Genomic DNA, 24,262 nt, shown 5'->3' on the forward strand with positions numbered 1-24,262 from the left:
ACCACTCATCCAGTTTCTCCGACCAATACCAGAACGGGACGAGGATAGGCCGCCTCCCGGATTCCGGACAGCCCGGCAATGGCGAGCAGACCTCTGAGCGCCTCGGGTGTCCTGGCTCTTCCGGGAGCCTCGACCTGCATCATCAGGTCGAACAGCGGCCCCATCGTCCCGGGGGAGTCGCCGGGGATCTCCACGATGACGACACGGCCTTCGGGGGCGAGCGCGGCACGGGCTCCGCGGAGCACCCGGACGCACTGCTCGTCGGTGAGGTCGTGCAGCAGATGCGAGATCAGTACGGTGTCCGCCGAGCCGGGTTCGACGCCGCAAGAAGGCTCGTTCAGGACGTCGGCGGCGAGGGTCTTCACGTTTCGGGGGAGTTCGGCGCGAGCCCAGTCGACGACCCGCGGCAGGTCGACCAGCGTCACGTCGGCGCCCGCCGCGGCCAGGGGGACCGCGTAGGAGCCGAGGCCGCCGCCGACGTCCAGGACACGCCTGCCGGGGGCGAACTCCGGCAGGGCGGTCAGGTCGGGGCCGGTCTCCCGGGCGAGGGTGACGAGGGCGGCGAGGAAGTCGCGGGCGACCCGCGGTTCGCGTTCCAGCCGTTCGGCCCAGGGGGCCAGGCGGGGTTCGCCGGTGCGGATCGTCGGGTCCAGATCCGTCCACACCCGGGCGAAGAACGACTCCTTGCGGACGAGGAGCTCCAGGTCCGCGCCCGTGCGCAGCCGCTCGGACAGGGGGGTGAGGGCGTTGCCGGGGCCGAGCAGCCCGAGCGCGGTCAGCGAGGCGAGCAGCGTGCCGGTCGGGGCGGGGGCCAGGCCCAGCTCCGCGGCGAGGGCGGCGGCCTCGCGGGGGGCGTCGCCGAGCGCGTCGAACACGCCCAGGCGGCAGGCGGCGGCGATCACCGCGGCGGGCTGGTAGCCGGTCATCGCGTCGATGAGTTCGAAGGCGTTCTTCAACGGGTCTTCCTTTCGGTGGCGCGCATCGCCCGGTAGGCACGGAGGCCGGACCGCAGTCCGGCCGCCTCGCGGCGGGTCCTGGTCCAGAGCCCGTCGACGGGGGCGGGGCGGCCTGCGTCGGCGAGGAGGGCGGTGGCCGCGGTCCTGCCGGAGACGCCGGACAGGCCGCCGCCGGGGTGGGTTCCGGCTCCGGCGAGGTAGAGGCCGGGCAGCGGGGTGCGGGGGGCCCTCAGGCCCGGCGGACGCCAGCCGAGCAGCTGGTCGACGCTCAGATCCAGGTGGTTGGGGTTGCCGTCGCCGTGCAGCCGCCGCGCCCACGTGGCCGGGCCGGTGACGAGGAGGTCGCCGGACAGGTCGGTTCCCAGGACCTTGGAGACGGAGGCGAGGACGCGTTCGGCGGCCTGCTCCTCCAGACCGGGGGTCCACGGGCCGTCGGCGCGGTGCAAGGGGACCACCGAGGAGACCCACAGCCCGGTCCCGGCGCCGGTGACCATCGCCCAAGGGGATTCGGGGAGGCGCCCGGCGATGACGTCGCCGAAGCCCCGCCGCAGGTCTTCCAGGCCGTCCTGGACGAAGCAGAGGGGGCCCGTGGGGTCCGAGAAGGGTTCGGGAGGGGTGAGCCCGGTCAGTGAGATGGTCAGTTCGCAGACGTTGAAGCGTCCTGAAGTGACGCTGCCGGCCGCCTTGCGCATCGCGTCGGGCGGGGAGGAGAGCAGGTCCGTGGTCCGCCGCACGTCCAGCGTCGAGATGACCCTGCCGGCGGTGAGGCGGTCTCCGTCTTCCAGCATCACGGTGTATCCGGAGTCCCCGGAGCGCTCCAGGCCGACGACTTCGGCCTCCGTACGGATCTTCCCTCCGGCGGCTTCCAGCGCCGCGACCAGAGCGGAGACCAGGGCACCGGAGCCGCCTACCGGACGCACCGCGGGCTCGCCGTGCATGGACGGCAGCAGCAGCGCGAGCATTCCGGAACCGGGCGCCCAGGCGGGGATCTGGCCGTGCGCCGCGTAGAGGGCGAGGGAAGCCCGCAGGTACGGGTCGCTGAAGGTGCGTTCCAGAACTGCTTCCGCTGACGAAAGGAGCATCCGGAAGGTCGTGTCACCACCGCGTAGACCGTTCAGGACGGCGGCCAGCTCGGTCATCGTCGGAGGACTGCCGAAACCGTCCAGCACGGAGAAGAAGGATCGCGCCTGCTCTACGAGTTCCAGGTACGGGGTGCCGTCAGCGCCGAATCCGGCTGCCGTCTCCTCGGCCGAGACCTCGAAGACGCGGCGTTCGCCGTCACCGAAGAGGACCGTCTGCAGGCGGCTGCGTTCGACGTACTTCAGGCCGAAGGCGTCCAACCCGAGGTCGGACGCGATCGCCGCGACGCCTCCATGGTCGACGGCTCCGCGTTCGGCGATGGCTCCGCCGGGGAGTTCCTCCGTCCAGACGCAGCCGCCAGGTGTCTTGGACGCCTCCAGGAGGGTGACGTCCACTCCGGCCCGGGCCAAGTAGACGGCGGCCACGAGCCCGTTGTGCCCGCCTCCGATCACGACCGTGTTCACTTCGCGGTGCCTCCGAGCCGTGAGAAGCCGGTGGAGGCGAGTCCCGAGGCCTCGGCGATCCGCCGGGTGAGGGGGCGGCAGACCTCGATCTGCTCCCGTTCGTCGATGACGGTGCAGGCGTGGTCGTCGACGAGCTTCCGCCCGTCCACCCACACCTCGCGTACGGCGCGCGGCGAGGCGCCGTAGACGAGCTGGCCGCAGGGGTCGTGGAGGACCGAGACGCAGACGGAGTCCTGCAGGAGCACCAGGTCGGCCCGCTTGCCGGGCTCGACGCTTCCGACGAGGTGGTCGAGCCCGAGGGCCCGCGCCCCGTCCAGGGTCGCCATACGCAGCACGTCGGGGGCGTCGATGACCGACGGGTCCAGGGTGTGGACCTTCTGCAGCAGCGCCGCCATCTTGACCGCCTGGAGCATGTCCTGGCCGTCGTTGGAGGCGGCTCCGTCGGTGCCGATGCCGACCGCGATCCCGGCCTTGCGCAGCCGGGGCACCGGGCAGACGCCGGAGCCGAGGATCATGTTGGCGACCGGGTTGTGGGCGATCGCCACGTCGTGCGAGGCGAGGATCTCGATGTCGGGCTCGGTCACCCAGACGCCGTGCCCGGCTATCAGCGGCCGTTCGAACAGTCCGAGGCGCAGGGCGTGCGGGATGGTCCGCCGCCCCCACCGCTGCGCCGCGGCGACGAGTTCCTCGCGGACCTCCGCCAGATGGGTGTGCACGGCCCAGCCGTGGCGGCGGCAGGCGTCCACGCCCGCTTCGAGCAGCTCGTCGCTCTGCCCGAGCAGCGTCCCGACGCCGTACCGGTAGACGACCAGCTCCGCGGCGTCCGCGGCGGCGGCCAGGGCGTCCTGCTCGGCCATGATCCGCGTGACGTCCGCCCAGGCGGGCTGGCCCGGGGCGGCGACGTCCTCGGCGCCGAAGGAGACGACGCCCCGCATCCCCGCCGATTCGAGTCCGGCGACCACGCCGAGGCTGGCGTACTCCTCGGCGTTGCAGTGGACGAACATGTCGTTGACGGTCGTCACGCCGGACAGGAGCATCTCCACGGCGCGCAGGCGGGTGCCTTCGCGGGCGTCCTCCTCGGTGAGCACCGAGCCCAGCGGCCCGACGAGGCGCTCGCCCCATTCGAAGAGCGTCAGTTCCGAGCCCATCCCGGTGGCCAGCGCCTCCGACAGGTGGGTGTGGGCGTTGACGAAGCCGGGGATGAGCAGCCCCGTGCCGTCGCCGGTGACGGGAACGTCGGGGAGTGCCGCGCGCAGGTCCGGGTAGGGGCCGACGGCGACGATCTCGCCGTCGCGTACGTGCACCGCGCCATCGGGGACGTCTCCTTCCGGTCCGACCGTCAGCACCCAGGCGGCCCGGATCAGGACCTCCTCGCGGGCGGGTGGCGGGCCGCTCACGCCAGCCGCCCGAGGACGGTGCGGAGCACGCCGATGAAGACGTCGATCTCGGCGGGGGTGATGACCAGCGGCGGCGTCACGCGGATCGTGCCCTCGGAGTTGAGGACCGAGCCGACGAGCACGCCGCGCTCCTGCATCGCGTCGGCCACCTGCTGGGCCGGGACGCTGAGCTCGAAGGCGCACCACAGGCCGCGCCCCCGGATGTCGGTGAGCAGGTCGGGGAACTGGCCGCGTACCGACTCCAGCCGTTCGCGCAGGTACTCGCCGACCCGCGCGGACCTGTCGACGAGCCCCTCGCGCTCGATCACGTCGAAGGCCGCGATCCCCGCCGCGCAGGCCACGGGGTTGCCGCCCATCGTGGTGAGGTGGCTGAGCGCGGGCTCCAGGAACGTCTGGAAGACCTCCGGGCGGGCCAGCACCGCGCCCAGCGGAAGCCCGCCGCCGACGGCCTTCGCGCAGGTGACGATGTCCGGCTGCACGCCCCACAGCTGGTGGGAGAACCAGGCGCCGGCCCGGCCCATGCCGCCCTGCACCTCGTCGCAGATGAGCAGCGCCCCGCTGCGGTCGCACAGCTCGCGCAGCCCCGGAAGGAACCCGTCGGACGGGACGCGGATGCCGCCCTCGCCCTGGATCGGCTCGACGATGACCGCGGCGGTCCGCTCGTCGATCGCGGCCGCGGCGGCCTCCAGGTCGTCGAACGGGACGAACTCCACCTCGGGCAGCAGCGGCTCGAACGGGGCCCGCCACTGCTCCCGCCAGCTCACCGACAGGGCGCCGAACGTCCGCCCGTGGTAGGCCCGTTCCATCGCGACGAACTTGGGCCGCCCGGTGTACTTGCGGGCCAGTTTCAGCGCGCACTCCGTGGACTCCGCGCCGGAGGACGTCAGGTAGGCGGTGCTGAGCTCGCCGCCCGCCGCGCGGGACAGCCGTTCGGCCATCTCCACCTGCTCGGGGATGACGAACCGGCCGTACACGTTGACGTGCGCGTACCGGCTCATCTGCCGCTGCACGGCCTCGACCACCTCGGGGCGGGAGTGCCCGACGTTGGCGACCGCGATGCCCGACGTCATGTCCAGGTACACCCGTCCGTCGGCGGACCGCAGCGTGCAGGCGTCGGCGGCGGAGACCACCAGTTCCTTGCGCCCCGGCACGGTCTGGGACAGGTGGGCGGCGAACCGGTCCCGGTAGGACTCCAGTTCCTCGTCGGTCATCGTCGCCGAGGGCTCCAGCGAGTTCAGCATCGGTCTTCTCCTCAGTTCTGGTCGTGCCGGTCGTTGCGGGCGGGGCGGAATCGGTGGGCGAACCAGCGGCAGGCCCGGACCAGCTCTTTCACGCCGTCCGGTTCACGGGCGTCCCACTCGGCCTCGGCGACGGGGCGGGCGGCGGAGGGCGAGGGGCCGATCGCCACCCGCGCCCGCTCTTCGAGCGCGTACAGCCGGGTCGCGGCCTCCAGGAGGCTCCCTCCCACGGCGAGCGCCCCGTTGGCCCGCAGCAGCAGGGCCTGGTCGGGACCGAGCCGTTCGGCGGCGGCCCGTCCCCGTTCGGGGGTGGAGACCAGGGCGATGTCGTCGTGCACCCGCACCCGGCGTCCCGCGAGCAGCCCGAGGCCGTGCAGCGCGGGCAGGTCGGCGTCCGAGACGCCCCAGGCGACGGCCGCGGGGGAGTGTCCGCGGCAGATCGCGCTCACGTCCGGACGGGCCGCGTAGGTCTCCAGGTGGAGCCAGATCTCCAACGGCACGTCTTCCAGCGCGCCGCCGACGGCCGCGCCCGACTCGTCGAGCAGGACCACGTCCTCGGCACGCGCCTGATTCATCGGCCGGGTCGAGGTGATCGCGACCCCTCCTCCCGGCAGCCGAGCCGACACGTGCCCGAACGCCTCGACCAGCCCGGCCGCCACGATCATGCGCGCGGTCTCGGCGACCTCCTCCCGGATCCGCTCGACGCTCATCGGGGGCCGTCCAGAGGGGCGCCCGCGGGGCGGAGGCCGCGGATGGCCAGGAAGCGGGTGCGGGTCATCTCCTCGATCGTGTAGCCGTCGCCTTCGCGCCCGGCGCCCGCCAGGCCGACGCCGCCGAACGGGACCACCGGAGGCCGGTAGTTGTTGGTGCCGTTGAGGACGACGCCGCCGAAGTCGAGCCGCTGCGCGACGGCCATGGCGCGGGGCAGGTCGGGGGAGAAGACGGCGGCGGTGAGCCGGAGGGCGCTGGAGTTGGCGACCGCGACGGCCTCGGCCTCGTCCTCGACCGGGATGACGGGGAAGACCGGGCCGAAGATCTCGTCGTCGCACGCCACGGCGGCGCTCGCGGGGACGTCGGCCAGGAGGGCGGGGGCGTACCAGGGGCCGTCCGCCTCGGGGGCGCCAAGGATCCGGCGGCCGCCTTCGGAGACCACGCGGCGGACCTGCCCGGCGACGCGGGCGGCGGCCCCGGCGTCGATCAGGGGGCCGAGGCGGGCGTCCTCCTTCAGCGGGTCCTCCGGGCGGATCTCCGCCAGGGCGGCGTGGAGGCGTTCGGTGAGGTCGGCGGCGATGGATCGGTGGGCCAGGACGCGCTTGGTGGCGGCGCAGGCCTGGCCGTTCATCAGCAGGCGGCCGCGGAGGGTCTCGCTGACGACCAGGTCCAGGTCGGCGTCGGGCAGGACGATCGCGGCGCCGTTGCCGCCCAGCTCCAGGTGGAGGGGGCGCAGGAGGGAGGCGGTCGCCGAGGCGACGGCGACGCCCGCGCCGACCGATCCCGTCAGGGAGACCGCGTCGACGCCGGGGGCCGCGCACAGGGCGGCGGACAGCTCGGTGCCGCCGGGGACCACCTGGAGGACGTCCCGGGGCACGCCCGCCTCGTGCAGCAGCTCGCAGACCTCGGTAGTGGCCCGCGGGTTCTGCGGCGGCGGCTTGACGATGACGACGTTGCCGGTGGCGAGGGCGGCGGCGGCCTTCTCGACGGTCAGTTCGACGGGGAAGTTGAACGGGATCACCGCGACGACGACGCCCACGGGAACACGCTCCACGAGGGTGAGGTCGCGTTCGCCGCCGGGCAGGGCGCCGGTCGGCGCGAGAGTGCCCGTCCAGGTGCGGCCGAGTTCGGCGTTGACCTCCAGCAGGCGGGCCGCGCCGCGGACCTCGTTGCGGGCCTGGGAGATGACCTTGCCGGACTCGCCGGCGTGCAGGACGGCGAGTTCCTCCAAGCGCCCCCGGACGAGGTCGGCGGCGCGGCGGAGCACGTCGGCGCGGGCGTGCGGGGCGGCGTCACGCCAGCCCGGGAAGGCCGCGCGGGCGGCGGCGACGATGCCGGGAACGGCGTCGGGGGAGGTCATGAACGCCCTTCCGTGACGCCGTCGATCCAGCCGGTGAGGTGGACCAGGGTTTCGGGGAGGGCCAGAGGGGTGTCGCGGCCGTCGCCTCGGGCGAACACCGAGCGGGCCGAGCCCGGCGAAGAGGAGCGGCCCTGCTCGGCGAGGCGGGCGGCCAGGGCTTCGAATGCGGTGTCGAGCTGCGGCCGGGTGGGCATCAGGGTGAGCACTCCGGGAAGCAGGTCGAGCACTCCGGTCAGGGGCTTGGCGCCGGTCAGGCCGCGGCGCGACGCGGGTATGCCGTCGGTCCTGCGGCGCGCCAGGTCGGCCAGGAAGCTGACGTGGGTGAGGCCGGGCGACACCCACGCGCCGATCCCCGCGTAGGCGGAACCGAAGCGCCCCAGCGCCGTGGCGAGCACTTCGACCAGGGCGTTGTGCATGTCGGCGTACGCCTCGCGTTCGCCCGGTCCCCAGCGCCACGTCCCGTCGGACGCGGGTGTGGCGGTGCTGTCGGTCCGGTAGGGCGTCACGGAGGTGCCGCGCGACTCGAACAGGCCCGGGTCGTCGTAGGAGGCGGCAGGGCTCTGCTCGCCGCGCCAGTGGTAGACGTGCTCGTAAGGCACCAGTGCGAGCGGTTCGCTCACCACGAACCGGTCCAGCACCCACCCGTCGCGGACCATCGGCGACACGTCGAGCAGGCGGGGGTCCTCGCCGGGCTCCAGGCATTCGGCGAGTCCGCCGGGGATGTCCCCACCGGACGGTTCCCAGCCTGCGGCGAGCAGCGCGGCGTTGATGCCCCGGTGTTCACGGCTCGTCGGGTAGGGCTTGTACTTGGTGCATGGGATCAGCACGGCGATCCGCCCCGCTTCGGCTCCCGGCACCGCGGAGGGCGTCCACTCGCGCCGGACGAAGTCGAGCCACTCGGCGACCCTGGGGTGCTGGAGGGAGTCGACGTTCTCCTGCGGCGAGTAGAAGCACATCGTCGGGTCGATGGCGAACGGCGGCCGGATCTTCCGTGCGGAAGAGGGGAGGCGCGCCTGCCTGGTCAGCTCGGATGCCGTGGTCACTGCTCGTCCTCCGGGTCGCGGACGACCAGCCGCATCGAGGTCGGGTCGTAGTTGTTGCACGGGCTGAGGTCCTGCGGGCAGGCGGACACCAGCACGATCAGGTCGCGTTCGGCGCGCAGGGTGATGGTGGAGCCGGCCGGGTGCAGCGCCGGGTCGGTGACGACCTCGCCGGCGTCGGTCACCCGGTTGTGCATGAAGACGTTCCAGGCGTTCTCGCCGCGTACCGCCAGGTCCAGTCCGAGCAGGTCGCGGGCCTGGAAGAGGTTCTCCAGGCAGCTGCGGTGACCCGTCACGCCGTAGGAGTACTCGTAGCGCTCGGCGTCGCAGCACGGCACCACGATGTCGTGCTCGCCGACGTCGTCGCGGACGATGGTGAGCAGGGGGTTGCGGTGGTTGGAGTACAGGCTCTGCCCGACCTTCAGCAGCACGGAGGTGTTCACCGCCGCGGTGTGCGCGGGGGAGAGGTACTCCTCCTCGGGCTGGGCGGCGTCGTAGGCTACGAGGTCGGCGACCTGGCTGCCCTCCAGGTCGATCAGGTCGAGCAGCTGCCCGGCGGCGACCCGGACCCCGCGTCCCTCCTGGGCCGGGATGAGGACATCGGCCACGATCATGGGGTTCCTCCTCTTAACAGACGTGTGCGGAGCCGGGCGGCTCGGGCACGGGCGGGGTGATTCGGGCGCGCCGCGCGGCGGCGGGGGTGTTCCGGCTGGTCAGGGCCTTGATCTCGCCGTCGATGAGCACGAGGCTGATGCCGGGGATGTCGCCCCGGGCGAGCGCGCCGAGCGCGTCGGGGGCCTGCGACCCCCACGGCGCGTCGAGCACCACCAGGTCGGCGGGGCGGCCCGGCTCGATCAGCCCGGCCTCCAGCGAGTAGACCGACGAGACGTTGCCCGTCGCCCACGCCCACGCCACCGCCGGGTCCACCCCGGCGAGCGAGCTGATCTCCGCGACGGTCTTCAGCACGCCCAGCGGCATCGTCCCGGTCCCGGTGGGGGTGTCGGAGCCGAGTACCACCCGGTGCTCCGCCCCGTACTCGCGCACCAGCTCGACCAGTTCGATGGCGCTGCGCAGGTTGCCGGCCTGGACGAGCTGGAGCGCCATGTCGCTGTCGCGGACGATCGTGCGCAGCCCGTCGGAGTCCAGCGAGGTCGGGCCGCCGTTGATGTGCCCGCAGACGTCGGGTTTCAGCAGCAGCAGGTGCTCGGTGGTGATCGGCTTGGAGCCGGGGATCGAGGCGCCGCCGGAGTGGCAGGTGACCAGGATCCCGGCCCGCTGCGCGGCGCTGACCTGAGCGAACCCGTCGGCGGGGTCGGCGTAGCGGCCGAACCCGAACTTGGCCCAGCGCACCCCCTCGGCGGCGAGCTCCTGGAAGTCCGCCTCGGTGAGCACGGGCTCCAGCACGACGGAGCCGCCGTTGACCTTCATCCCGCCGGGCCGGTACTCGCTCCAGGAGCGCTGCGCCAGGACGGCCAGGGCCTTGACCCCGGCGGCGTCGTGCGGCCGTCCGGGCAGGTGGATCTCGCCGGGGGAGATGACGGACGTGATCCCGCCGTGCACGTAGGAGGCGAGGAAGCCGACCGCCGTCTGGCGGGGCGTGTAGTCGCCGAGCACCACGTGGCAGTGCGAGTCGATCAGGCCGGGGGCGAGCGTCGCGCCGTTCACGTCGATGACCTGGTCGACTTCTTCGGCGGTGACGGAGGTGTTCGGCTCCGCGATCCGCCCGTCCTCGACGAGCAGATCGCCGGGCTCCCCGACGGGGGCGTCCACGTTCCCGGTGAGCAGGGTGCCGATGCCGGTGATCAGGATCCTCATCGCGCCAGCTCCGAGAGGTGGGCCAGCCCGGCCTTGCGGACCAGGTCGCGGGCCATCGGACGGGACCGCTCGGCGATCTCCACCGTGTCCACCGTGACGACCTCTCCGTTCGCCACGCTCGGCCGTCCGTCCACCAGCACGTCCTTCACCTCGCGTGATCCGGCCACGTACACGACGGCCTGGTAGGGGTCGTGGATGTTGGCGAGCGTCGGCGAAGAGCCGTCGAGCACCACCACGTCGGCGGCCTTGCCGACTTCGAGGGAGCCGATCAGGTCGTCCATCTCCAGCGCCCGGGCACCGCCGATCGTGGCCATCTCGAACGCCTCGCGGGCGGTCATCGCGGTCGCCTGCATCGCGTGCACGCGGGCCAGCAGCGCCGCCGACTTGATCGCCTGCAGCATGTCCTGACCGTCGTTGGACGCGGCTCCGTCGACGCCGATCCCCACGTTGACGCCGAGCTCGCGCATCTCCATGACGGGAGCCGCGCCCGAGGCGAGGATCATGTTGGAGACCGGGTTGTGGGCCACCCCCACGTTGTGCTCGGCGAGCAGCCGCCGGTCGTGCCGGTCGACCCAGACGCAGTGCGCGGCCAGCGTCGGTGCGCCGAACAGTCCTTCCTGGGCGCAGTGCGCGATCGGCGTGGCCCCGTACCGCTGGAAGGTCGCGGTGACCTCCTCCCGGACCTCCTGGAGGTGGATGTGCACGCCGTGGCCGCCGCCGACGGCGAGTTCGACCGAGGCGGCGAAGAGCTCTTCGCTCTGCCCGCCGACCGCGCCGACGCCGACCCGGAACGTGCTCAGCCGACTCGCCTCGGCGGCTTCCAGGAGCGCCGAATGCTCCTCCAGCTGCGCGGTGACGGAGCGGACGCGGGTGTCGCCGGCGCCGAAGGAGACCACGCCCCGCAGGTTCAGCTCGTCCAGCGCGGCGACGACGCCGGGGGTCAGGGGTTCGGCGGCGCCCGGATCGGAGCAGAACATGTCGTTCGCCGTGGTGATGCCGCTGCGCAGCATCTGGATGCCGGAGAGCATCGTGCCCATGTGGGCCGAGGCGCGGTCCAGGTGCGGCACCACCGGGTCGATGAGCGCGTGGATCCACTCCCAGAGGGTGTATCCCTCGGCCAGCCCGGTGATCAGCCCTTCGGAGAAGTGCCCGTGGGTGTTGACGAAGCCCGGCAGCACCAGGTCGTGCGGCCCGCCGAGCTCGGCGGAGTCGGGGTGGGCGGCCTTCAGCTCCGCGTAGGGGCCGACCGCGGCGATCACCCGGCCTTCGACCAGCACCGCCGCGTCGCGGAGCGCTCCGTCGGGACCCCCGGTGAGCACGTACGCGCCCCGGATCAGCGTCTTGCCGCTCATGACGCGGCCTCCGTCGCGGGCAGGGCGTGGTAGGCGTGGTAGTCGAAGAGGCCGTCGCGGGGCTCGGCGATCAGCTCCACGGCCCGGCCGACGTTCTCGGCACGGCGTTCGGGAGGCGCGGTTCGGGGTTGGGCGACGGCGAGCGTGTAGCTGTCGCGGGACATGGAGACCTCACTCAGGGGTCGGGGGCGGTGCGGGGGCGGGGGACGGCGCGCCGGGGAGAGGAGGCGCGCCGTCCCCCGTGAAGGGGATGGTCAGTTCTTCAGGCCGATCGAGGCGTCGATGAACTCGTTGGTCACCAGGTCCTCGGGGGTGAGGCCGCTGACGTCGGCGTCGGCGGCGTACTCGTCGACCAGGCCGATGAGCTTCTTGACGCGGTCGAGGTCGTAGTTGCCGAGGGTCCCGTCGTCGCCGTTGGAGACCAGGCCCATGTCGAGCTGGGCCTTGGCGGAGAACTCGGCTCCGGCGGGGGTGTAGGTCCAGCCGGTGGCGTACTCCTCGACCAGCTCGACGATCAGCTCGTTGGTCCCGGCGTAGTCGGTGATGTAGTCGATCTGGGCCTGCTGCAGGATCGGCACGAGCTTCGCGAGGCAGTCCTTCTCCGCCGTCACGTCCTCCTTGCGGACCACGAGGGACTGGAAGTACTCGGGGTAGCCGGTGTCGTGGATGAGCTGGCCCTTGACCGGGCGGCCCCAGGCCTTGATCTCCTTCTCGTACATGAACGGCTCGGCGGTGATGAAGCCGGCCTCGGCGTCCTTGCCGCCCGCGGCCACGAACGTGGCGGGCTTGGGCGCGTCGCTCTGGTCGACCTGCGACTTCGCGATGACGCCGGTCCCGACCAGGTACTCCTGCCAGACCGTCACCTCGGGGCCCATGAGGATCCGGGCGCCGTCGGCCTTCAGGTCGGCGATCTTCTCGGCGGCGGGGTAGGTCTCAGGGTCCCAGTAGACGGCGTAGGGGCTCTTCTCCAGCTGCGCCATGACCGCGACGAGCGGGTTCTTCTTCTGGGTCACCAGGTACTCCGTCACCCGGCCGTAGCCGAACATGATCTTCTTGTCCTGGTAGAGCAGCGACTGGGCGCTCTGGTAGCCGACCGGCGCGCCGCCGATGCGGATCTCGACGTCGACGCCGGTGTCCACGCCCTCGGCCATCAGCGGGCCGCGGACGGCCTTGGCGCCGGTGTCGACCTCGTAGTCGTCACCGAGCAGTTCGTACAGGCCGCCGTGCTCGGACTCGGGCTCCCAGTCGGCCTGGAAGACGACGGTGGCGGGGCAGACCCCGGAGAGCACTCCGGAGCGGTCGGAGGAGGCTTCGGTGGTGTCGTCGCCGCCGCAGGCGGTGGCGAGCAGGCCGACGGAGGTGAGCAGGGCCGTCGTGCCCAGGGCACGGCGAAGGAAGGAGTTGGCGGGCATGGGGCGTCCTTTTCGTGGCGTCCGGTGCGGTGACCGGGAGAGGTCTGGGGAGAAGGGACGGGAGAACGAAAGGAGGGACTCGCGGGTGGGAGGTTCTCAGGGGCCCGACGGGGCCGACTGCCTTTCGGCGGCTCCCCAGGCGTCGGACCAGCGCCCGACGATCCGGCGGCCGAGCGCGCCGAAGATCCAGAAGACGGCCATGCCGAGCAGTGCGGCGGCGAAGACCGCGGCGAGCATCTCGGCCGACTCCAGCCGGGAGCTGTAGCGCGACAGCAGCAGGCCGAGGCCGATCTCGCCGCGGCCGAAGAAGAAGTCGCCGACCACGGCGCCGACGATGGCCAGGCCGGCGGCGCTCTGCAGCCCCGTGAACACCTGCGGCATCGCGGCGGGGATCTGCAGCTTGATCAGCCGGGTGACCGGCTTGGCGTGGGCCAGGGTGAGCAGGTCGTGCAGGCCCCGGTCGACGCCGAGCAGGCCCTGCAGCGGGTTGATGACGAGCGGGAAGATGGCGATGATCACGCAGACGACGACCCGGGCGGTCAGCTCGTAGCCGAACCAGAAGCCGATGACCGGGACGATCGCCAGGATCGGGATGGTCTGCAGGAAGATCACCCAGGGGTAGAGGGAGCGCTCGATCCAGCGGGCCTGGGCCATCAGGACGGCCAGCACGGAGCCGATCACGAACGCGATGGCCAGGCCGATCAGCGCGGCCTTCATCGACACCCAGCCCGCCGCCAGGAGGTCGGCCCGGACCTTCGCGTCGAGGAAGCCCTCGTCGACCACCTCGTGCGGCGGGGGCAGCAGGAAGCGCCGGTCGGGCTCCAGCAGCACGTAGGTGGTCAGGTACCAGGCGGCCGCCACCAGGAGCAGCACGCCCAGCGGCGGCAGGAACCGGCCGAGCCTGCGCTTGAGCGCGGTCATGACGCCTCCTCCAGGGCCTTGGCCACCCGCCCGGACAACTCGGCGAACTCCGCGGTGTAGCGCAGCTCCGGGGGCCGGGGGAACGCGAACGGGACGGCGAACTCCGCGACGATCCGGCCTGGGCGGGCCGACATCACCAGCACCCGGTCGGACAGGAAGACCGACTCGTCCACCGAGTGGGTGATGAGCAGCCCGCCGAACCGGTGCTCGACGAACAGTTCCATGAGCTGGGTGTTGAGCCGGGTCCGCGTGATCTCGTCCAGGGCGCCGAAGGGCTCGTCGAACAGGAACAGCTCCGGTTCGAGCACCAGGGCGCGGGCCAGGCTGGCGCGCATCTTCATGCCGCCGGACAGCTGCCGGGGCAGATGGTCGCCGAAGTCCGCCAGGCCGACGGACTCCAGAGCGGCCTGCGCGCGCATCTTCACGTTGCCGCGGTTGGCGCCGGAGAGCTCGCCGAGGAGTTCGACGTTGCGCCGGACGGTGCGCCAGGGCATCAGTGTGGCGTCCTGGAAGACATACCCGACGTTGTCGGTCGTCCGTACGACCTCGCCCGAGCTGGCCCGGTCGAGGCCGGAGGCCAGCCGGAGGAGCGTGGACTTCCCGCAACCGGACGGGCCGATCACCGAGACGAACTCGCCCGCGGAGATCTGCAGGTCGACCGGGGCGACGGCCTGGACCTTCCCGAAGGTCCTGGTGACGGCGTTGAACGAGAGCAGCGGACCCGGCTTCGTCACGTCAGTCCGTCCTTTCCGACCACCTCGTCGGCGGAGATGCCGCCGAGACGGGCGTTGAGACGTCCCCGGTTGGCGACGGCCACCGCGACCAGGACCTCGTCCGGGTACGGCGCGTCGGCCGGGTAGAGCGTGACCGCGTCGTAGTGGTCCCGGACGTACAGGGCGTCCTTGTGCGCGAGCGGGAGGGTCAGCGGGGTGCCCGCCGCGCCCACGCAGGTGGCCGAGGAGACCCAGGCCGCGCCGCCGCCGACCGCGTCGCGCAGCGCGTTGCCGAACGGCGTGGTGACGAAGGAGACGACGTGCTCCTGGGAGCCGCCGGTCCCGGCGATGCCGCCCTTGCCGTAGCTGAGCGCGGGCTCGCCGAGCACCTCCACGGCCATGCCGCCGAGCAGCTTGCCGAGTTCCGGCGACCACTCCACGGCCGCGGACAGGTCCTCGTGGTACTTGCCGGCGAACGGGTTGGCCAGGACGGCTCCGACGACGACCTTGCGCAGCGGCTTGTCGGCGGTGATGCCCTCGCAGCTGAGGTCCTCGGTGACCTGGGTGATGAACCTGCGGATCGGGAAACCCGCCATCACGACCCCGCCTTCGCCGCCGACGGCGGGAACTGGGCGTCGAACAGACCCGCCTCCAGCGACTCCAGGTACTCGACGACGTCGTCGGTGTCGGTGACGTCGCAGTACTTCATGTGGACGTCCATCAGCGCGACCTTGTGCGACAGCTGGGAGCGGTCGAACGCGGCCTCGTGCGGGATCGTCACCTTCAGGTCGTAGGAGATGGCGTCCACGGCGGTGGCCCGTACGCAGCCGCTCGTGGTGGAGCCCATCAGGATCAGCGAGTCGGCCTTGAGATTGGTGAGGTGGCTCATCAGCGGGGTGCCGAAGAACGCGGACGGCTTGCGCTTCTCGATGAAGATGTCGCCGTCTTCGGGCGCCACCTCGTCGACGATGTCGTTGCCGCGGTGGCCCATGACGTCCACGACGTCCTCGGAGCGGTGGCTCTTGTCGTTCCATACGCCGAGGTCGAAGCCGTCAGGGCGGCGCGGGTTGGTGGTGTAGATGATCGGAAGGCGCTTGCTCCGGGCCGCTTCCAGGATCCGGATGATGGCCGGCACACCGCGCGTCCATGCTTCGGGTCCGCAGGCGTAGCGCCAGCGCTTGATGGACTCCAGGATCGGGTCGGCGTTGTCGCCGCAGAAGTTGTAGTTGACGTCGATGACGACGATCGCCGGGCGCGAGCCGAAACCGGCCCGGCGGCCCCATCCGGCCGCTTCGAAGACGGTGCGGTCGGTGTCGTCGAGAACGTCGTCCCACGGGGCCGTGCCCCGCTCGTAGAGGGCGCCCACGTCAGTTCCCCTTCATGGCGGTGTACTTGAGGGTCTCCTTGGAGAAGCCCGGACGGGTGAAGTCGGTGCCCAGCCAGCGGTTGCTGGGGGCGACGCGGGTCGGCTCGGTGACGGCGTACGCCTGCTTGGAGCCGGCGGGAGTCCGGGGAAGGTAGAGGCCGCGGGCCTCGCCGACCGGGCGCATGCCGGGGGAATCGTCGGCCCACTCGGCGGTGACCTTGCCGCGCAGGATCGTCTTGACGGGCCAGCCGGTGAAGGTGTGTCCCTCCATGATTGACCAGCCGGAGCGGGTGTTCAAGTGCTCCTTGCCGACGGTGACCTCGCGGCCCGCGTCGACGATCGTGATGTCGGCGTCGAAGCCGGGCAGCAGCGAGCCCTTCTTGCCCCACAGCCCTGCGGTCTTGGCCGGGTTCTCGCAGACGACCTGGACCATGCGCTCGATGGAGATGCGGCCCTTGGCCACGCCCTCGGAGAGCAGGACGGGCAGCAGCATCTCGACCCGGGAGAAGCCGGTGCGGCAGTCCCAGATGTTGGCGTTGTACATCTCCTCGTAGGTGGCCGGCTCCCAGCCCACCACGTGGTCGGAGCCGACGACGTCGACGATGCCGTCGGCGAGCGCCACCCACAGGGCCTCGATGTTCTCGCGGCGGCGCAGCGGGACGTTGATGCGCCAGCCGTACTCGGGCTCGGCCCACAACCACGCGGGGCCGGTCTGCGCGTAGACGTCGACGCCTTCGCCGCGCGCCTTCAGCACCTCGTCGAAACTGAGCTGGGTCGTGCAGTGCTGGAGGTAGAGGGACACGCGGCCGGGAGTCTGCTGGGCCATGTAGGAGTAGGCGCGGATGTGCTGCGCCTCTAGGAAGTCGGGCGAACGGTCGGTCCACGCGCCGAAGTCGGTGCGTCCGGCCTTGCGCAGCCGCTCCTCGAAGATGCGGCCGATCTCCCAGTTCTCCGGGTGGATGTGGACCATGCCGCCGTAGTGCGCGGCCTCTTCCATCACCCGGAAGACGGTGCCGTCGTCGATGCCGGTGCCGAGCCCCGCGCGGCGCGACGGCCAGTTGTTGTCCTCCGCGTCGGACATGCCCTTCATGCCGCGCGTCTGGAGGTACAGCTTGTAGTCCGTGACGCCGTGCTGCTCGACGTACTCGGGGATCTCGTTGGCCTGCTCGTCGGTCTCCAGCATGTACGTCAGGTACGCGTCGGTGAACGACACGTCCTCGATGACGCGCTTGGCCGAGGGGAACGCCTCGTGGAAGGAGACGACGTCGGCCTTGCCCACGATCTCCTTGAACGGCTCGGTCCCCATCCGGGTGACGGGCGCCTGGATCCCCCAGGTCGTGATGCCCGCGCAGGCCGCGGCCTTCGACTCGGTCCGCATGTCGTACTCGAACGGGACGTAGCATCCCGGGTGCGCCTCGGAGTCGACCACGCCGGGGATCACGTAGTTCCCTCGGGCGTCCACGACCTCCTTGGCGTCGGGCAGCAGCTCGTCCGGGGCCAGCGCGACGATGACGCCGTCCTTGACGCCGATCCCGAGCCTGTACTTTCCGTCGCCCAGCACCACCGTGCCGTTGATCACTTTGAGGTCGAGTTTTTCCTCTGCCATGTGTGCCTCCGGCGAGCAACAGGGCGGCTGCGGGAGCGTCGTCGGCCTTGTCTCCTGTTGCTGTCAGGAGGATGCAACCACAGCAGCAAGGGGGACTGAAGAGGCGAAACTTCCTCTTAATCGCACATTTACGCAGCTAGCCGGGTTTTACCGGCGCGAAACACCGTGTCTCTGACAGGACACAAAAGAGACACACGGGAATCTCCTCTCCGGGAACCGGCGGAGACAGATCAGAGACAGGAGCGGAGGCGGTCACGACGCCGGGCCGCAGGGGAGCGTCACGGTGACGGTCAGGCCGCCGCCTTCGCGCGGTTCGGCGCGGACGTCGCCGTTGTGGGCGCGGGCCGTCGACCGCACGATCGACAGGCCCAGGCCCGCGCCGGGGGAGGCGAGGCGCTGGGCGTTCAGACGTCGGAACGGCTCGAAGAGGGACGGGACCTCGTAACGGGGGACGACCGGGCCGGTGTTGCTCACCACCAGGGACGCGGAGCCGTCGGGGAGGGTCCGGGTGGCGACGTGGAGCCGGCCGCCTTCGGGGACGTTGTGGCGGACGCCGTTCTCCACGAGGTTCTGGACCAGGCGTTCCAGGAGCACGGGGTCGCCCGAGGTGGGGGCCTCGCCGGCTTCGGTGCGCACCGTGACGGGGCCCTGGGGGAGCCGGGCGCAGACGTGTTCCACGATGTCGGCCAGGTCGACGAAGGAGGCGTCGACGACCTCCGGCTCGGTGCGGGCGAGCATGAGCAGGCCGTCGATGAGGCGCTCGTGGCGGGCGTTGATCTCCAGGAGCGTCTCGCCGAGCTGGAGGACCTCGGAGGAGGCGTTCCTGCGGTGGACGGCCACCTCGAGCAGGGCCCGGTTGAGAGTGAGCGGGGTGCGCAGCTCGTGCGAGGCGTTGGCGATGAAACGGCGCTGGCCGTCGAAGGAGTGGTCGAGCCGCTCCAGCATGACGTCGAAGGTGTCGGCGAGCTGCTTGACCTCGTCGTTCGGGCCGGACAGCGCGATGCGCTCGTGAAGGCCCCGGTCGGCGGCGGGGGCCTCGGCGATGCGCCGGGCGGTCTCGGTCATCCGGTGCAGCGGCTGGAGGAGGCGGCCCGCCAGCAGCCATCCGAAGGCCACGGAGGCGGCCCCGACCACGACGAGCGCGACGGAGCCCTGGGTGAGCAGCGAGCCGAGCACATCCTGCTGGGCGTTCTGGATGAACTGCCCCTCCTTCAGGATGCCGCCGGGTTCCGGCGCCTCGGTGAACACCACGTCCGGGGGAGTCGTCGGAGACCTTGTGAAAGAGGTGACCCTCTGGCCGGACAGCCGGGCGGAGACGAGGACGTACGTCACACCGAGCAGGACGATCCCGGCGGCCAGGAACAGCCCGCCGTAGACCAGGGTCAGCCGGGCGCGGATCGTCATCCTGGAAGGGCGCGGCCCGTTCACGGGACGCGGTACCCGACTCCGGGCTCGGTCAGCACCACGGGCGGCTCCCCGAGTTTGCGGCGCAGCTTGAGGATCGTGATCCGGACCGCGTTGGTGAACGGGTCGGCGTGTTCGTCCCATGCCTTCTCCAGCAGCCGTTCCGCGGACACCGCCCCGCCTTCCGCGTACAGAAGCTCGGCGAGCACCGAGAATTCCTTGCGTGACAGCGGTACGTACCGGCCGTTCCGGTAGACCTCGTGGCGGTGCGGGTCCAGGCGTATGCCGGCGCGTTCGAGGGCCGGCGGGAACGCCGGACGGGAGCGCCGTCCCAGCGCCACGACCCGCGCGGCCAGCTCCGGGAACGCGAACGGTTTGGGCAGGTAGTCGTCCGCGCCCAGCGTCAGCCCCGCCACCCGCTCCTCCACTCCGGACGCGGCCGTGAGCATCAGCACCCGTGCGGCCGACCGGCCCGCGGCGACGGCACGGCACACGTCGTCTCCGTGCACGGCGGGCAGATCACGGTCGAGGACCACCACGTCGTAGTCGTGGACGTCGATCCTTTCCAGTGCGGAGGCTCCGTCATGCACCACGTCCACCGCGTGCGCGTCTCCGCGGAGCCATTCGGCCACGGCGTCCGCGAGCAGCGGCTCGTCTTCGACCACCAGGATTCGCACACCCTCTGGATTACCCGAGGCGGCGTTTCCTCGGCGTTAAGCCTTTCGGAAACGGCGGGGAAACGCCCGTCTCGCTCTACTCGGAGCCGGCGGCCGGGACTCGCCCGGCCGGGAAGCGGAGACGACCATGCGCTTGAAGACGGGTACGGCTCTGGGCCTGCTGCTGGTCCTGGGCCTCACCGGATGCGGAGGGCGGGACGGCGACGACGGGGTGGCCACGGCAGGCGGCACGGCCACCGCCAGCAGCAGTCCCACCGCCGAGAAGGACGGGTACGAGGCGATGCTGGACCACGTCAAGTGCATGCGGGAGCAGGGCGTCGACATGCCTGATCCGGAGCGTGACGGCGAGGCCATCAATATGAGGGTGCCCGCGGGCACGGACAAGGAGAAGGTCGAGGCCGCGACGGAGAAGTGCCGGCAGTACCTGCCCAACGGAGGCGTTCCCGAGAAGGCCGATCCGGAGCAGCTGGAGAGGGCGCGGCAGGCTTCCCAATGCATCCGGGAGCACGGCTTCCCGAACTTCCCCGACCCGGACGAGAACGGCGGCATCCGTATCGACGGCGACGAGGGCTTCGACCCGACGGACCCCGAGCTGAAGAAGGCGGAGAAGGCCTGCGGCATGGGCGGCCCCAAGAAGCGGACCAGCATCGAGAGCGGCCGGTGAGGCGCTCCCAGCCGCGCAGGGGCCGGGCGGCGCTCTGGGGGACGGCGCTGCTCGCCCTCGGGGCGGCGGCCGTGACGGCCACTGGTTTCGGCTTCCAGAACGACGACGGATCCGCGGACGCGCACAGTGCTCTTCCTCCGGCCACCGCCGAGGTGACGAAGAAGACCCTTGTCGACACCCGGACAGAGTCAGGTGACCTGGGTTATGCCTCCGCCCGTACGGTGAACACCCGTCTGAACGGGACCGTGACGGCCCTCTCCGCCACCGGCTCCACGGTCAAGCGAGGAAAAGCCCTCTACCGTCTGGACGATGATCCTGTCGTGCTCCTGTACGGCAGGCTGCCCTCCTACCGCGCGCTGTCGACAGGTGTGGAGGGCGCAGACGTCGAGCAGTTCGAGAAGAACCTGTGGGCGTTGGGCTACCGGGGTTTCACCGTCGATGACGAGTACACGTACGCCACCGGCACCGCGGTGAAGGAATGGCAGGAGGACCTGGGCCTGGCGGAGACCGGCACGGTCGAGGAGAGCCGTGTCGTCTACGCCTACGGGCCGGTGCGCATAAGCGCGCACGACGCGGAGATCGGTGAAGACGTGCGACCCGGTGCGGCCGTGCTCACCTGCACGGAGACGGAACGCGCCGTCACGGTCGAGCTGGAGGCGTCGGATCAGGAGCTGGCCCGCAAGGGGACTTCCGTGGACGTCGAACTGCCGAACGGCAAGACCATCCGCGGAAAGGTCTCCGAGGCCGAGACGGTGATCGAGGCGGCGGAGAAAGAGGGGGACGAAGCCGAGACGAAGCTCGAGGTCACCGTCGTCCTCCTGGACGAGAAGGAGCTGAAGGGGCTGGGCCTGGCTTCGGTGGACGTCGTCTTCACCGCTTCCCGGCGGAAGGACGTGCTCGCCGTGCCGGTGGCGTCCCTCCTGGCGCTTTCCGAGGGCGGCCACGGCCTGGAGGTCGTGGAGGGCACGACCACCCGCATCCTGGCGGTCGAGACGGGGCTGTTCGCCGACGGCTGGGTCGAGGTCTCCGGTGACGGGCTCACCGAGGGCATGAAGGTGGGGACGGCCTCATGACCGCCGTGGTCGAACTGGAGGACGTCACCAAGACCTACCCGGGCGGGATCACGGCCCTCCGCGACGTCACGCTCTCCATAGAACCGGGGGAGATGGTCGGCGTCGTGGGCCCTTCCGGCTCGGGGAAGTCCACCCTGCTGCATCTGATCGGCACGCTGGACCGTCCTTCGGCGGGCACCGTGCGCATAGAAGGGCACGACGTCTCGGTGCTGCCCGACCGCCGGCTGTCGGCGCTGAGGGCGCACCGGATCGGCTTCGTGTTCCAGCAGTTCCATCTCACGTCCGGCCAGCCGGCCCTGGAGAACGTCGCGGACGGCCTGCTCTACACCGGCATCCCCATGAAGGAGCGCAGGAGCAGGGCGGAGGCCGCCCTGGCCCGTGTGGGGCTGGGCGATCGCCTGGACCACCTGCCGAACGAGCTGTCCGGAGGCGAGAGGCAGCGCGTGGCCATCGCCCGGGCTCTGGCCGGAGAGCCGCCCCTCCTGCTCGCCGACGAGCCCACCGGCAACCTCGACTCGGTGTCGGGGGCCGGGGTGATGGGGCTTCTGAGCGCTCTGAACACGGCGGGCACCACGATCGTGATCATCACCCATGACCGGGAGATCGCCGCCTCTCTGCCCCGGCGGATCTCGATCCGCGACGGCGAGGTGACCGGATGAGCGCCCCGCCGCCCCCCTCCCGGCTGCGCCCGCGCGACCTGCCGCGCGTGGGCGTCGCCGGCCTGCGCACCCGCCCGGTCCGGGTGTTCCTCTCGGCCCTCGGCATCGCCCTGGGCATCACCGCGATGGTCGCCGTGGTCGGCGTCTCCTCGTCCAGCCGCGCCGAACTGGACCGCCGTCTCGCCTCCCTGGGCACCGATCTCCTGACCGTCGCCCCCGGGAACACCATGTTCGGGGAGCAGGCCTCGCTCCCCGACGAGGCCGTCGGGATGATCTCCAGGATCGGCCCGGTCCGCCGGGTCTCGGCCGCGGGCGAGGTGCCCGGGGCCAAGGTCTACCGGAGCGACGAGATCCCCGAGGGCGAGAGCGGCGGCATCTCCGTCCTGGCCGCGGGGCTCGACCTGCCCGGGACGGTCGGCGCCGCCGTGGCCGACGGGGTCTGGCTCAACGCGGCGACGGCCCGCCATCCCGCCGTCGTCCTCGGCGCCCGGGCGGCTCGGCGCCTGGGCATCGGCTCCGCGGGGCCCGACGTCCGGATCCGCCTCGGCGGCGAGTGGTTCACCGTCATCGGAGTCCTCGCCCCCGCGCCCCTCGCCCCGGAACTGGACTCCGCCGCGCTGATCGGCTGGCCCGCGGCCGAGGACCGCCTGGGCTTCGACGGCCATGCCACGACCGTCTACACCCGTACCGGGGACTCGGCGGTCGAGGCGGTGCGGACCGTGCTGGCCGCGACGGCCAACCCGCAGGCGCCCAGCGAGGTGAAGGTCTCCCGCCCCTCGGACGCGCTGGCCGCCCGCCAGGCGACCGACCGGGCCTTCACCGGGCTGCTGCTGGGCCTGGGCTCGGTGGCGCTGCTGGTCGGAGGGGTCGGCATCGCCAACACCATGGTCGTCTCGGTGCTGGAGCGGCGGGGCGAGATCGGCCTGCGCCGCTCCCTGGGCGCGACACGGGCCCACGTCCTGGCGCAGTTCCTGGCCGAATCCCTCCTGCTGTCGGCGCTGGGCGGTACGGCGGGTGTGGCCGCGGGCGCCGCGGTGACGGCGGGCTACGCCGCGTCCCGGTCGTGGCCCGTCCTCGTCCCGGTGTGGGCGACGGCGGGGGGTCTGGCCGCCACCCTGCTCATCGGCGCGCTGGCGGGCCTCTACCCGGCCGTCCGCGCCGCCCGGGTCTCCCCGACCGAAGCGCTGGTGAGTCCCTGATCCGCCCCCGGCCCGCCGTCCAGAGAGGCGGCGGGCCGGGGCCTGATCGGGCAAGCGGTGATCGGCGGAGGACCCGAGGGAGGCGAAGAGGGTTTAAAGAATCGCTGCGGGTCGGTTTACGTCCGGTTCTGTGGCTATTTGCGGCATTAGTCTCGCAAGGGACAACGGAAACATGTGCGGCGACCTGCGGTTGTCCGCGTCATCACGTGCCCCAGGGCGCGTTCTCGTCCATCCGCATGCTGCCGTCCGCGATCGCACAGGGGGTAGGCATGAAAGGCGGAGGCCGAATAGCCGTCTCGGTGCTCGGGGGTTATGCGCTGGGGCGGAGCCACAAGGCCAGGCTGGCCGTGATGCTGGCGCTCATGGCCGCGGGCGGCAGGCTGCCGGGCAACGCGGGGGACCTGCTGCGCCGCACGGCATTGGGCGGCTCACTGGACCAGATCACCGGCGACCTGCGCGGCAGGCTGGCCGCTTCGGGGTCGGAGCTGGCGAAGAAGGCCGCGAGCAGCCCCGTGGAGTCGTTCAGCGACATCCTGCACGAGCGCACCGAGGCGCTGCACGCGGAGGGCTGGACCGGAAAGAAGGCCGAGAAAGCCGCGAAGACCGTGAAGGCCGGGGTCGGCGGGCTCGGCGGGCTCGGCGGAAGAGCCGGATCGCTCCTGGAGACGGAGGAGCGCGAGGAGACACACGAGAGGCCCCGGCGCGAGGAGCCCTCCGAAGGCGGCCCCCGGGAGCACGAAGAGCACGGGGAGGAGGAGCCCTCCGGAGGCGGCCCCCGGGAGTCCCGGGAGCACGAAGAGCACGGGGAGCACGAAGAGCGCGGGGAGCACGAGAGGCACGGCCGTAGGCATGGAAGACACGGCGGCTTTGGAGCTCCCGGCAGCATTGGGGCTCCCGGAGGACCCGGGCGCAAGCGGCACGAGAAGCACGAACGTCCCGAGCACCGGGAGAGCGAGGAGCGCGGGGCTCCGGAGACGCGCGGACGCGAGCGCGGGGCGGAGCGGGACGAGGGCGGTGAGTACGAGGACGAGTACAGCGCGTACGAGCGGGACGACGACCGGGACGAAGGCGGATCCGAGGAGAAGCCGGTTCGGAGGGTGAAGGCCCGGCGGCGGGAGGCCGGCGGGGAGTAAGGGCCTCTGACGGGGCCGTCGC

The 24,262-nt window shown here is 71.8% G+C and carries 24 protein-coding genes; 5 read left to right on the plus strand and 19 right to left on the minus strand.

Annotation, left to right across the window (positions count from 1 at the left end):
• Positions 1-5: 5 nt before the first annotated feature.
• The 19 genes from ABD327_RS03285 to ABD327_RS03375 all read right to left on the minus strand — a co-directional run bounded on the left by ABD327_RS03285 (position 6) and on the right by ABD327_RS03375 (position 19,512).
• Positions 6-956, minus strand: coding sequence for a class I SAM-dependent methyltransferase (locus tag ABD327_RS03285; protein WP_344448599.1), 951 nt, complete (start codon positions 954-956; stop codon positions 6-8).
• Positions 953-2,500 carry a phytoene desaturase family protein gene (locus ABD327_RS03290; RefSeq protein WP_344448601.1) on the minus strand — a complete coding sequence of 516 codons (1,548 nt, stop codon included), beginning with the start codon at positions 2,498-2,500 and terminating at the stop codon, positions 953-955. The genes ABD327_RS03285 and ABD327_RS03290 overlap by 4 nt, the downstream gene beginning before the upstream one ends.
• Positions 2,497-3,897 (minus strand): amidohydrolase family protein, encoded by a 1,401-nt coding sequence (locus ABD327_RS03295; RefSeq protein ID WP_344448602.1) that lies wholly within the window; start codon positions 3,895-3,897, stop codon positions 2,497-2,499. The genes ABD327_RS03290 and ABD327_RS03295 overlap by 4 nt, the downstream gene beginning before the upstream one ends.
• Complete coding sequence (locus tag ABD327_RS03300; protein ID WP_344448603.1) at positions 3,894-5,138, minus strand: aspartate aminotransferase family protein; 1,245 nt, start codon at positions 5,136-5,138, stop codon at positions 3,894-3,896. Before ABD327_RS03300 ends, ABD327_RS03295 begins: the two co-directional genes overlap by 4 nt.
• A gap of 11 nt (positions 5,139-5,149) precedes the next feature.
• Positions 5,150-5,845 (minus strand): class II aldolase/adducin family protein, encoded by a 696-nt coding sequence (locus tag ABD327_RS03305; RefSeq protein WP_344448604.1) that lies wholly within the window; start codon positions 5,843-5,845, stop codon positions 5,150-5,152.
• The gene (locus ABD327_RS03310) at positions 5,842-7,206 is read right to left on the minus strand and encodes an aldehyde dehydrogenase family protein (protein WP_344448606.1); all 1,365 of its coding nucleotides are present in this window, start codon (positions 7,204-7,206) and stop codon (positions 5,842-5,844) included. The genes ABD327_RS03305 and ABD327_RS03310 overlap by 4 nt, the downstream gene beginning before the upstream one ends.
• The gene (locus ABD327_RS03315) at positions 7,203-8,249 is read right to left on the minus strand and encodes a hypothetical protein (RefSeq protein WP_344448607.1); all 1,047 of its coding nucleotides are present in this window, start codon (positions 8,247-8,249) and stop codon (positions 7,203-7,205) included. The genes ABD327_RS03310 and ABD327_RS03315 overlap by 4 nt, the downstream gene beginning before the upstream one ends.
• Positions 8,246-8,860 carry a DUF1989 domain-containing protein gene (locus ABD327_RS03320; RefSeq protein WP_344448608.1) on the minus strand — a complete coding sequence of 205 codons (615 nt, stop codon included), beginning with the start codon at positions 8,858-8,860 and terminating at the stop codon, positions 8,246-8,248. Before ABD327_RS03320 ends, ABD327_RS03315 begins: the two co-directional genes overlap by 4 nt.
• A 13-nt stretch (positions 8,861-8,873) precedes the next feature.
• Entirely contained in the window at positions 8,874-10,061 is a 1,188-nt protein-coding gene (locus tag ABD327_RS03325) for an amidohydrolase family protein (RefSeq protein ID WP_344448609.1), read from the minus strand.
• The gene (locus ABD327_RS03330) at positions 10,058-11,413 is read right to left on the minus strand and encodes an amidohydrolase family protein (protein WP_344448610.1); all 1,356 of its coding nucleotides are present in this window, start codon (positions 11,411-11,413) and stop codon (positions 10,058-10,060) included. The genes ABD327_RS03325 and ABD327_RS03330 overlap by 4 nt, the downstream gene beginning before the upstream one ends.
• Complete coding sequence (locus tag ABD327_RS03335; RefSeq protein WP_344448611.1) at positions 11,410-11,577, minus strand: hypothetical protein; 168 nt, start codon at positions 11,575-11,577, stop codon at positions 11,410-11,412. Before ABD327_RS03335 ends, ABD327_RS03330 begins: the two co-directional genes overlap by 4 nt.
• Before the next feature lie 90 nt (positions 11,578-11,667).
• Positions 11,668-12,825 carry a hypothetical protein gene (locus ABD327_RS03340; RefSeq protein WP_344448612.1) on the minus strand — a complete coding sequence of 386 codons (1,158 nt, stop codon included), beginning with the start codon at positions 12,823-12,825 and terminating at the stop codon, positions 11,668-11,670.
• Positions 12,826-12,921: 96 nt separating this feature from the next.
• Positions 12,922-13,746, minus strand: a complete 825-nt coding sequence (locus tag ABD327_RS03345; RefSeq protein WP_344448613.1) for an ABC transporter permease — start codon at positions 13,744-13,746, stop codon at positions 12,922-12,924.
• Positions 13,743-14,480 (minus strand): ABC transporter ATP-binding protein, encoded by a 738-nt coding sequence (locus ABD327_RS03350; protein WP_344448614.1) that lies wholly within the window; start codon positions 14,478-14,480, stop codon positions 13,743-13,745. Before ABD327_RS03350 ends, ABD327_RS03345 begins: the two co-directional genes overlap by 4 nt.
• Positions 14,477-15,055 carry an amino acid synthesis family protein gene (locus ABD327_RS03355; RefSeq protein WP_344448615.1) on the minus strand — a complete coding sequence of 193 codons (579 nt, stop codon included), beginning with the start codon at positions 15,053-15,055 and terminating at the stop codon, positions 14,477-14,479. Before ABD327_RS03355 ends, ABD327_RS03350 begins: the two co-directional genes overlap by 4 nt.
• Positions 15,055-15,825 (minus strand): isochorismatase family protein, encoded by a 771-nt coding sequence (locus ABD327_RS03360; RefSeq protein WP_344448616.1) that lies wholly within the window; start codon positions 15,823-15,825, stop codon positions 15,055-15,057. Before ABD327_RS03360 ends, ABD327_RS03355 begins: the two co-directional genes overlap by 1 nt.
• A gap of 1 nt (position 15,826) precedes the next feature.
• On the minus strand, positions 15,827-17,431 hold the full coding sequence (locus ABD327_RS03365; protein WP_344448617.1) for a dihydroorotase: 1,605 nt from the start codon (positions 17,429-17,431) through the stop codon (positions 15,827-15,829).
• A gap of 252 nt (positions 17,432-17,683) precedes the next feature.
• Positions 17,684-18,835, minus strand: coding sequence for a sensor histidine kinase (locus tag ABD327_RS03370; protein ID WP_344448618.1), 1,152 nt, complete (start codon positions 18,833-18,835; stop codon positions 17,684-17,686).
• 20 nt (positions 18,836-18,855) lie between these two features.
• The gene (locus ABD327_RS03375; RefSeq protein WP_344448619.1) at positions 18,856-19,512 is read right to left on the minus strand and encodes a response regulator transcription factor; all 657 of its coding nucleotides are present in this window, start codon (positions 19,510-19,512) and stop codon (positions 18,856-18,858) included.
• Positions 19,513-19,639: 127 nt separating this feature from the next.
• Here ABD327_RS03375 and ABD327_RS03380 point away from each other — a divergent pair, with 127 nt between their 5' ends.
• The 5 genes from ABD327_RS03380 to ABD327_RS03400 all read left to right on the plus strand — a co-directional run bounded on the left by ABD327_RS03380 (position 19,640) and on the right by ABD327_RS03400 (position 24,240).
• On the plus strand, positions 19,640-20,176 hold the full coding sequence (locus tag ABD327_RS03380; RefSeq protein WP_344448620.1) for a hypothetical protein: 537 nt from the start codon (positions 19,640-19,642) through the stop codon (positions 20,174-20,176).
• A complete protein-coding gene (locus ABD327_RS03385; RefSeq protein ID WP_344448621.1) occupies positions 20,173-21,249 on the plus strand; it encodes a peptidoglycan-binding protein in 1,077 nt (358 codons plus the stop codon). The genes ABD327_RS03380 and ABD327_RS03385 overlap by 4 nt, the downstream gene beginning before the upstream one ends.
• Entirely contained in the window at positions 21,246-21,908 is a 663-nt protein-coding gene (locus ABD327_RS03390) for an ABC transporter ATP-binding protein (RefSeq protein WP_344448622.1), read from the plus strand. Before ABD327_RS03385 ends, ABD327_RS03390 begins: the two co-directional genes overlap by 4 nt.
• A complete protein-coding gene (locus ABD327_RS03395) occupies positions 21,905-23,107 on the plus strand; it encodes an ABC transporter permease (RefSeq protein ID WP_344448623.1) in 1,203 nt (400 codons plus the stop codon). Before ABD327_RS03390 ends, ABD327_RS03395 begins: the two co-directional genes overlap by 4 nt.
• A gap of 269 nt (positions 23,108-23,376) precedes the next feature.
• Complete coding sequence (locus ABD327_RS03400; RefSeq protein WP_344448624.1) at positions 23,377-24,240, plus strand: hypothetical protein; 864 nt, start codon at positions 23,377-23,379, stop codon at positions 24,238-24,240.
• Positions 24,241-24,262: the final 22 nt, after the last annotated feature.

This window comes from Actinocorallia aurantiaca (genome assembly GCF_039533685.1).
Classification (GTDB): domain Bacteria; phylum Actinomycetota; class Actinomycetes; order Streptosporangiales; family Streptosporangiaceae; genus Actinocorallia; species Actinocorallia aurantiaca.

Coding starts and splice junctions, on each gene's coding strand:
- ABD327_RS03300 (WP_344448603.1), bottom strand. CDS start 5,138: ATGCTGAACTCGCTGGAGCCCTCGGCGACGATGACCGACGAGGAACTG.
- ABD327_RS03305 (WP_344448604.1), bottom strand. CDS start 5,845: ATGAGCGTCGAGCGGATCCGGGAGGAGGTCGCCGAGACCGCGCGCATG.
- ABD327_RS03310 (WP_344448606.1), bottom strand. CDS start 7,206: ATGACCTCCCCCGACGCCGTTCCCGGCATCGTCGCCGCCGCCCGCGCG.
- ABD327_RS03320 (WP_344448608.1), bottom strand. CDS start 8,860: ATGATCGTGGCCGATGTCCTCATCCCGGCCCAGGAGGGACGCGGGGTC.
- ABD327_RS03325 (WP_344448609.1), bottom strand. CDS start 10,061: ATGAGGATCCTGATCACCGGCATCGGCACCCTGCTCACCGGGAACGTG.
- ABD327_RS03330 (WP_344448610.1), bottom strand. CDS start 11,413: ATGAGCGGCAAGACGCTGATCCGGGGCGCGTACGTGCTCACCGGGGGT.
- ABD327_RS03335 (WP_344448611.1), bottom strand. CDS start 11,577: ATGTCCCGCGACAGCTACACGCTCGCCGTCGCCCAACCCCGAACCGCG.
- ABD327_RS03340 (WP_344448612.1), bottom strand. CDS start 12,825: ATGCCCGCCAACTCCTTCCTTCGCCGTGCCCTGGGCACGACGGCCCTG.
- ABD327_RS03345 (WP_344448613.1), bottom strand. CDS start 13,746: ATGACCGCGCTCAAGCGCAGGCTCGGCCGGTTCCTGCCGCCGCTGGGC.
- ABD327_RS03355 (WP_344448615.1), bottom strand. CDS start 15,055: ATGGCGGGTTTCCCGATCCGCAGGTTCATCACCCAGGTCACCGAGGAC.
- ABD327_RS03365 (WP_344448617.1), bottom strand. CDS start 17,431: ATGGCAGAGGAAAAACTCGACCTCAAAGTGATCAACGGCACGGTGGTG.
- ABD327_RS03370 (WP_344448618.1), bottom strand. CDS start 18,835: ATGACGATCCGCGCCCGGCTGACCCTGGTCTACGGCGGGCTGTTCCTG.
- ABD327_RS03380 (WP_344448620.1), top strand. CDS start 19,640: ATGCGCTTGAAGACGGGTACGGCTCTGGGCCTGCTGCTGGTCCTGGGC.
- ABD327_RS03390 (WP_344448622.1), top strand. CDS start 21,246: ATGACCGCCGTGGTCGAACTGGAGGACGTCACCAAGACCTACCCGGGC.
- ABD327_RS03395 (WP_344448623.1), top strand. CDS start 21,905: ATGAGCGCCCCGCCGCCCCCCTCCCGGCTGCGCCCGCGCGACCTGCCG.
- ABD327_RS03400 (WP_344448624.1), top strand. CDS start 23,377: ATGAAAGGCGGAGGCCGAATAGCCGTCTCGGTGCTCGGGGGTTATGCG.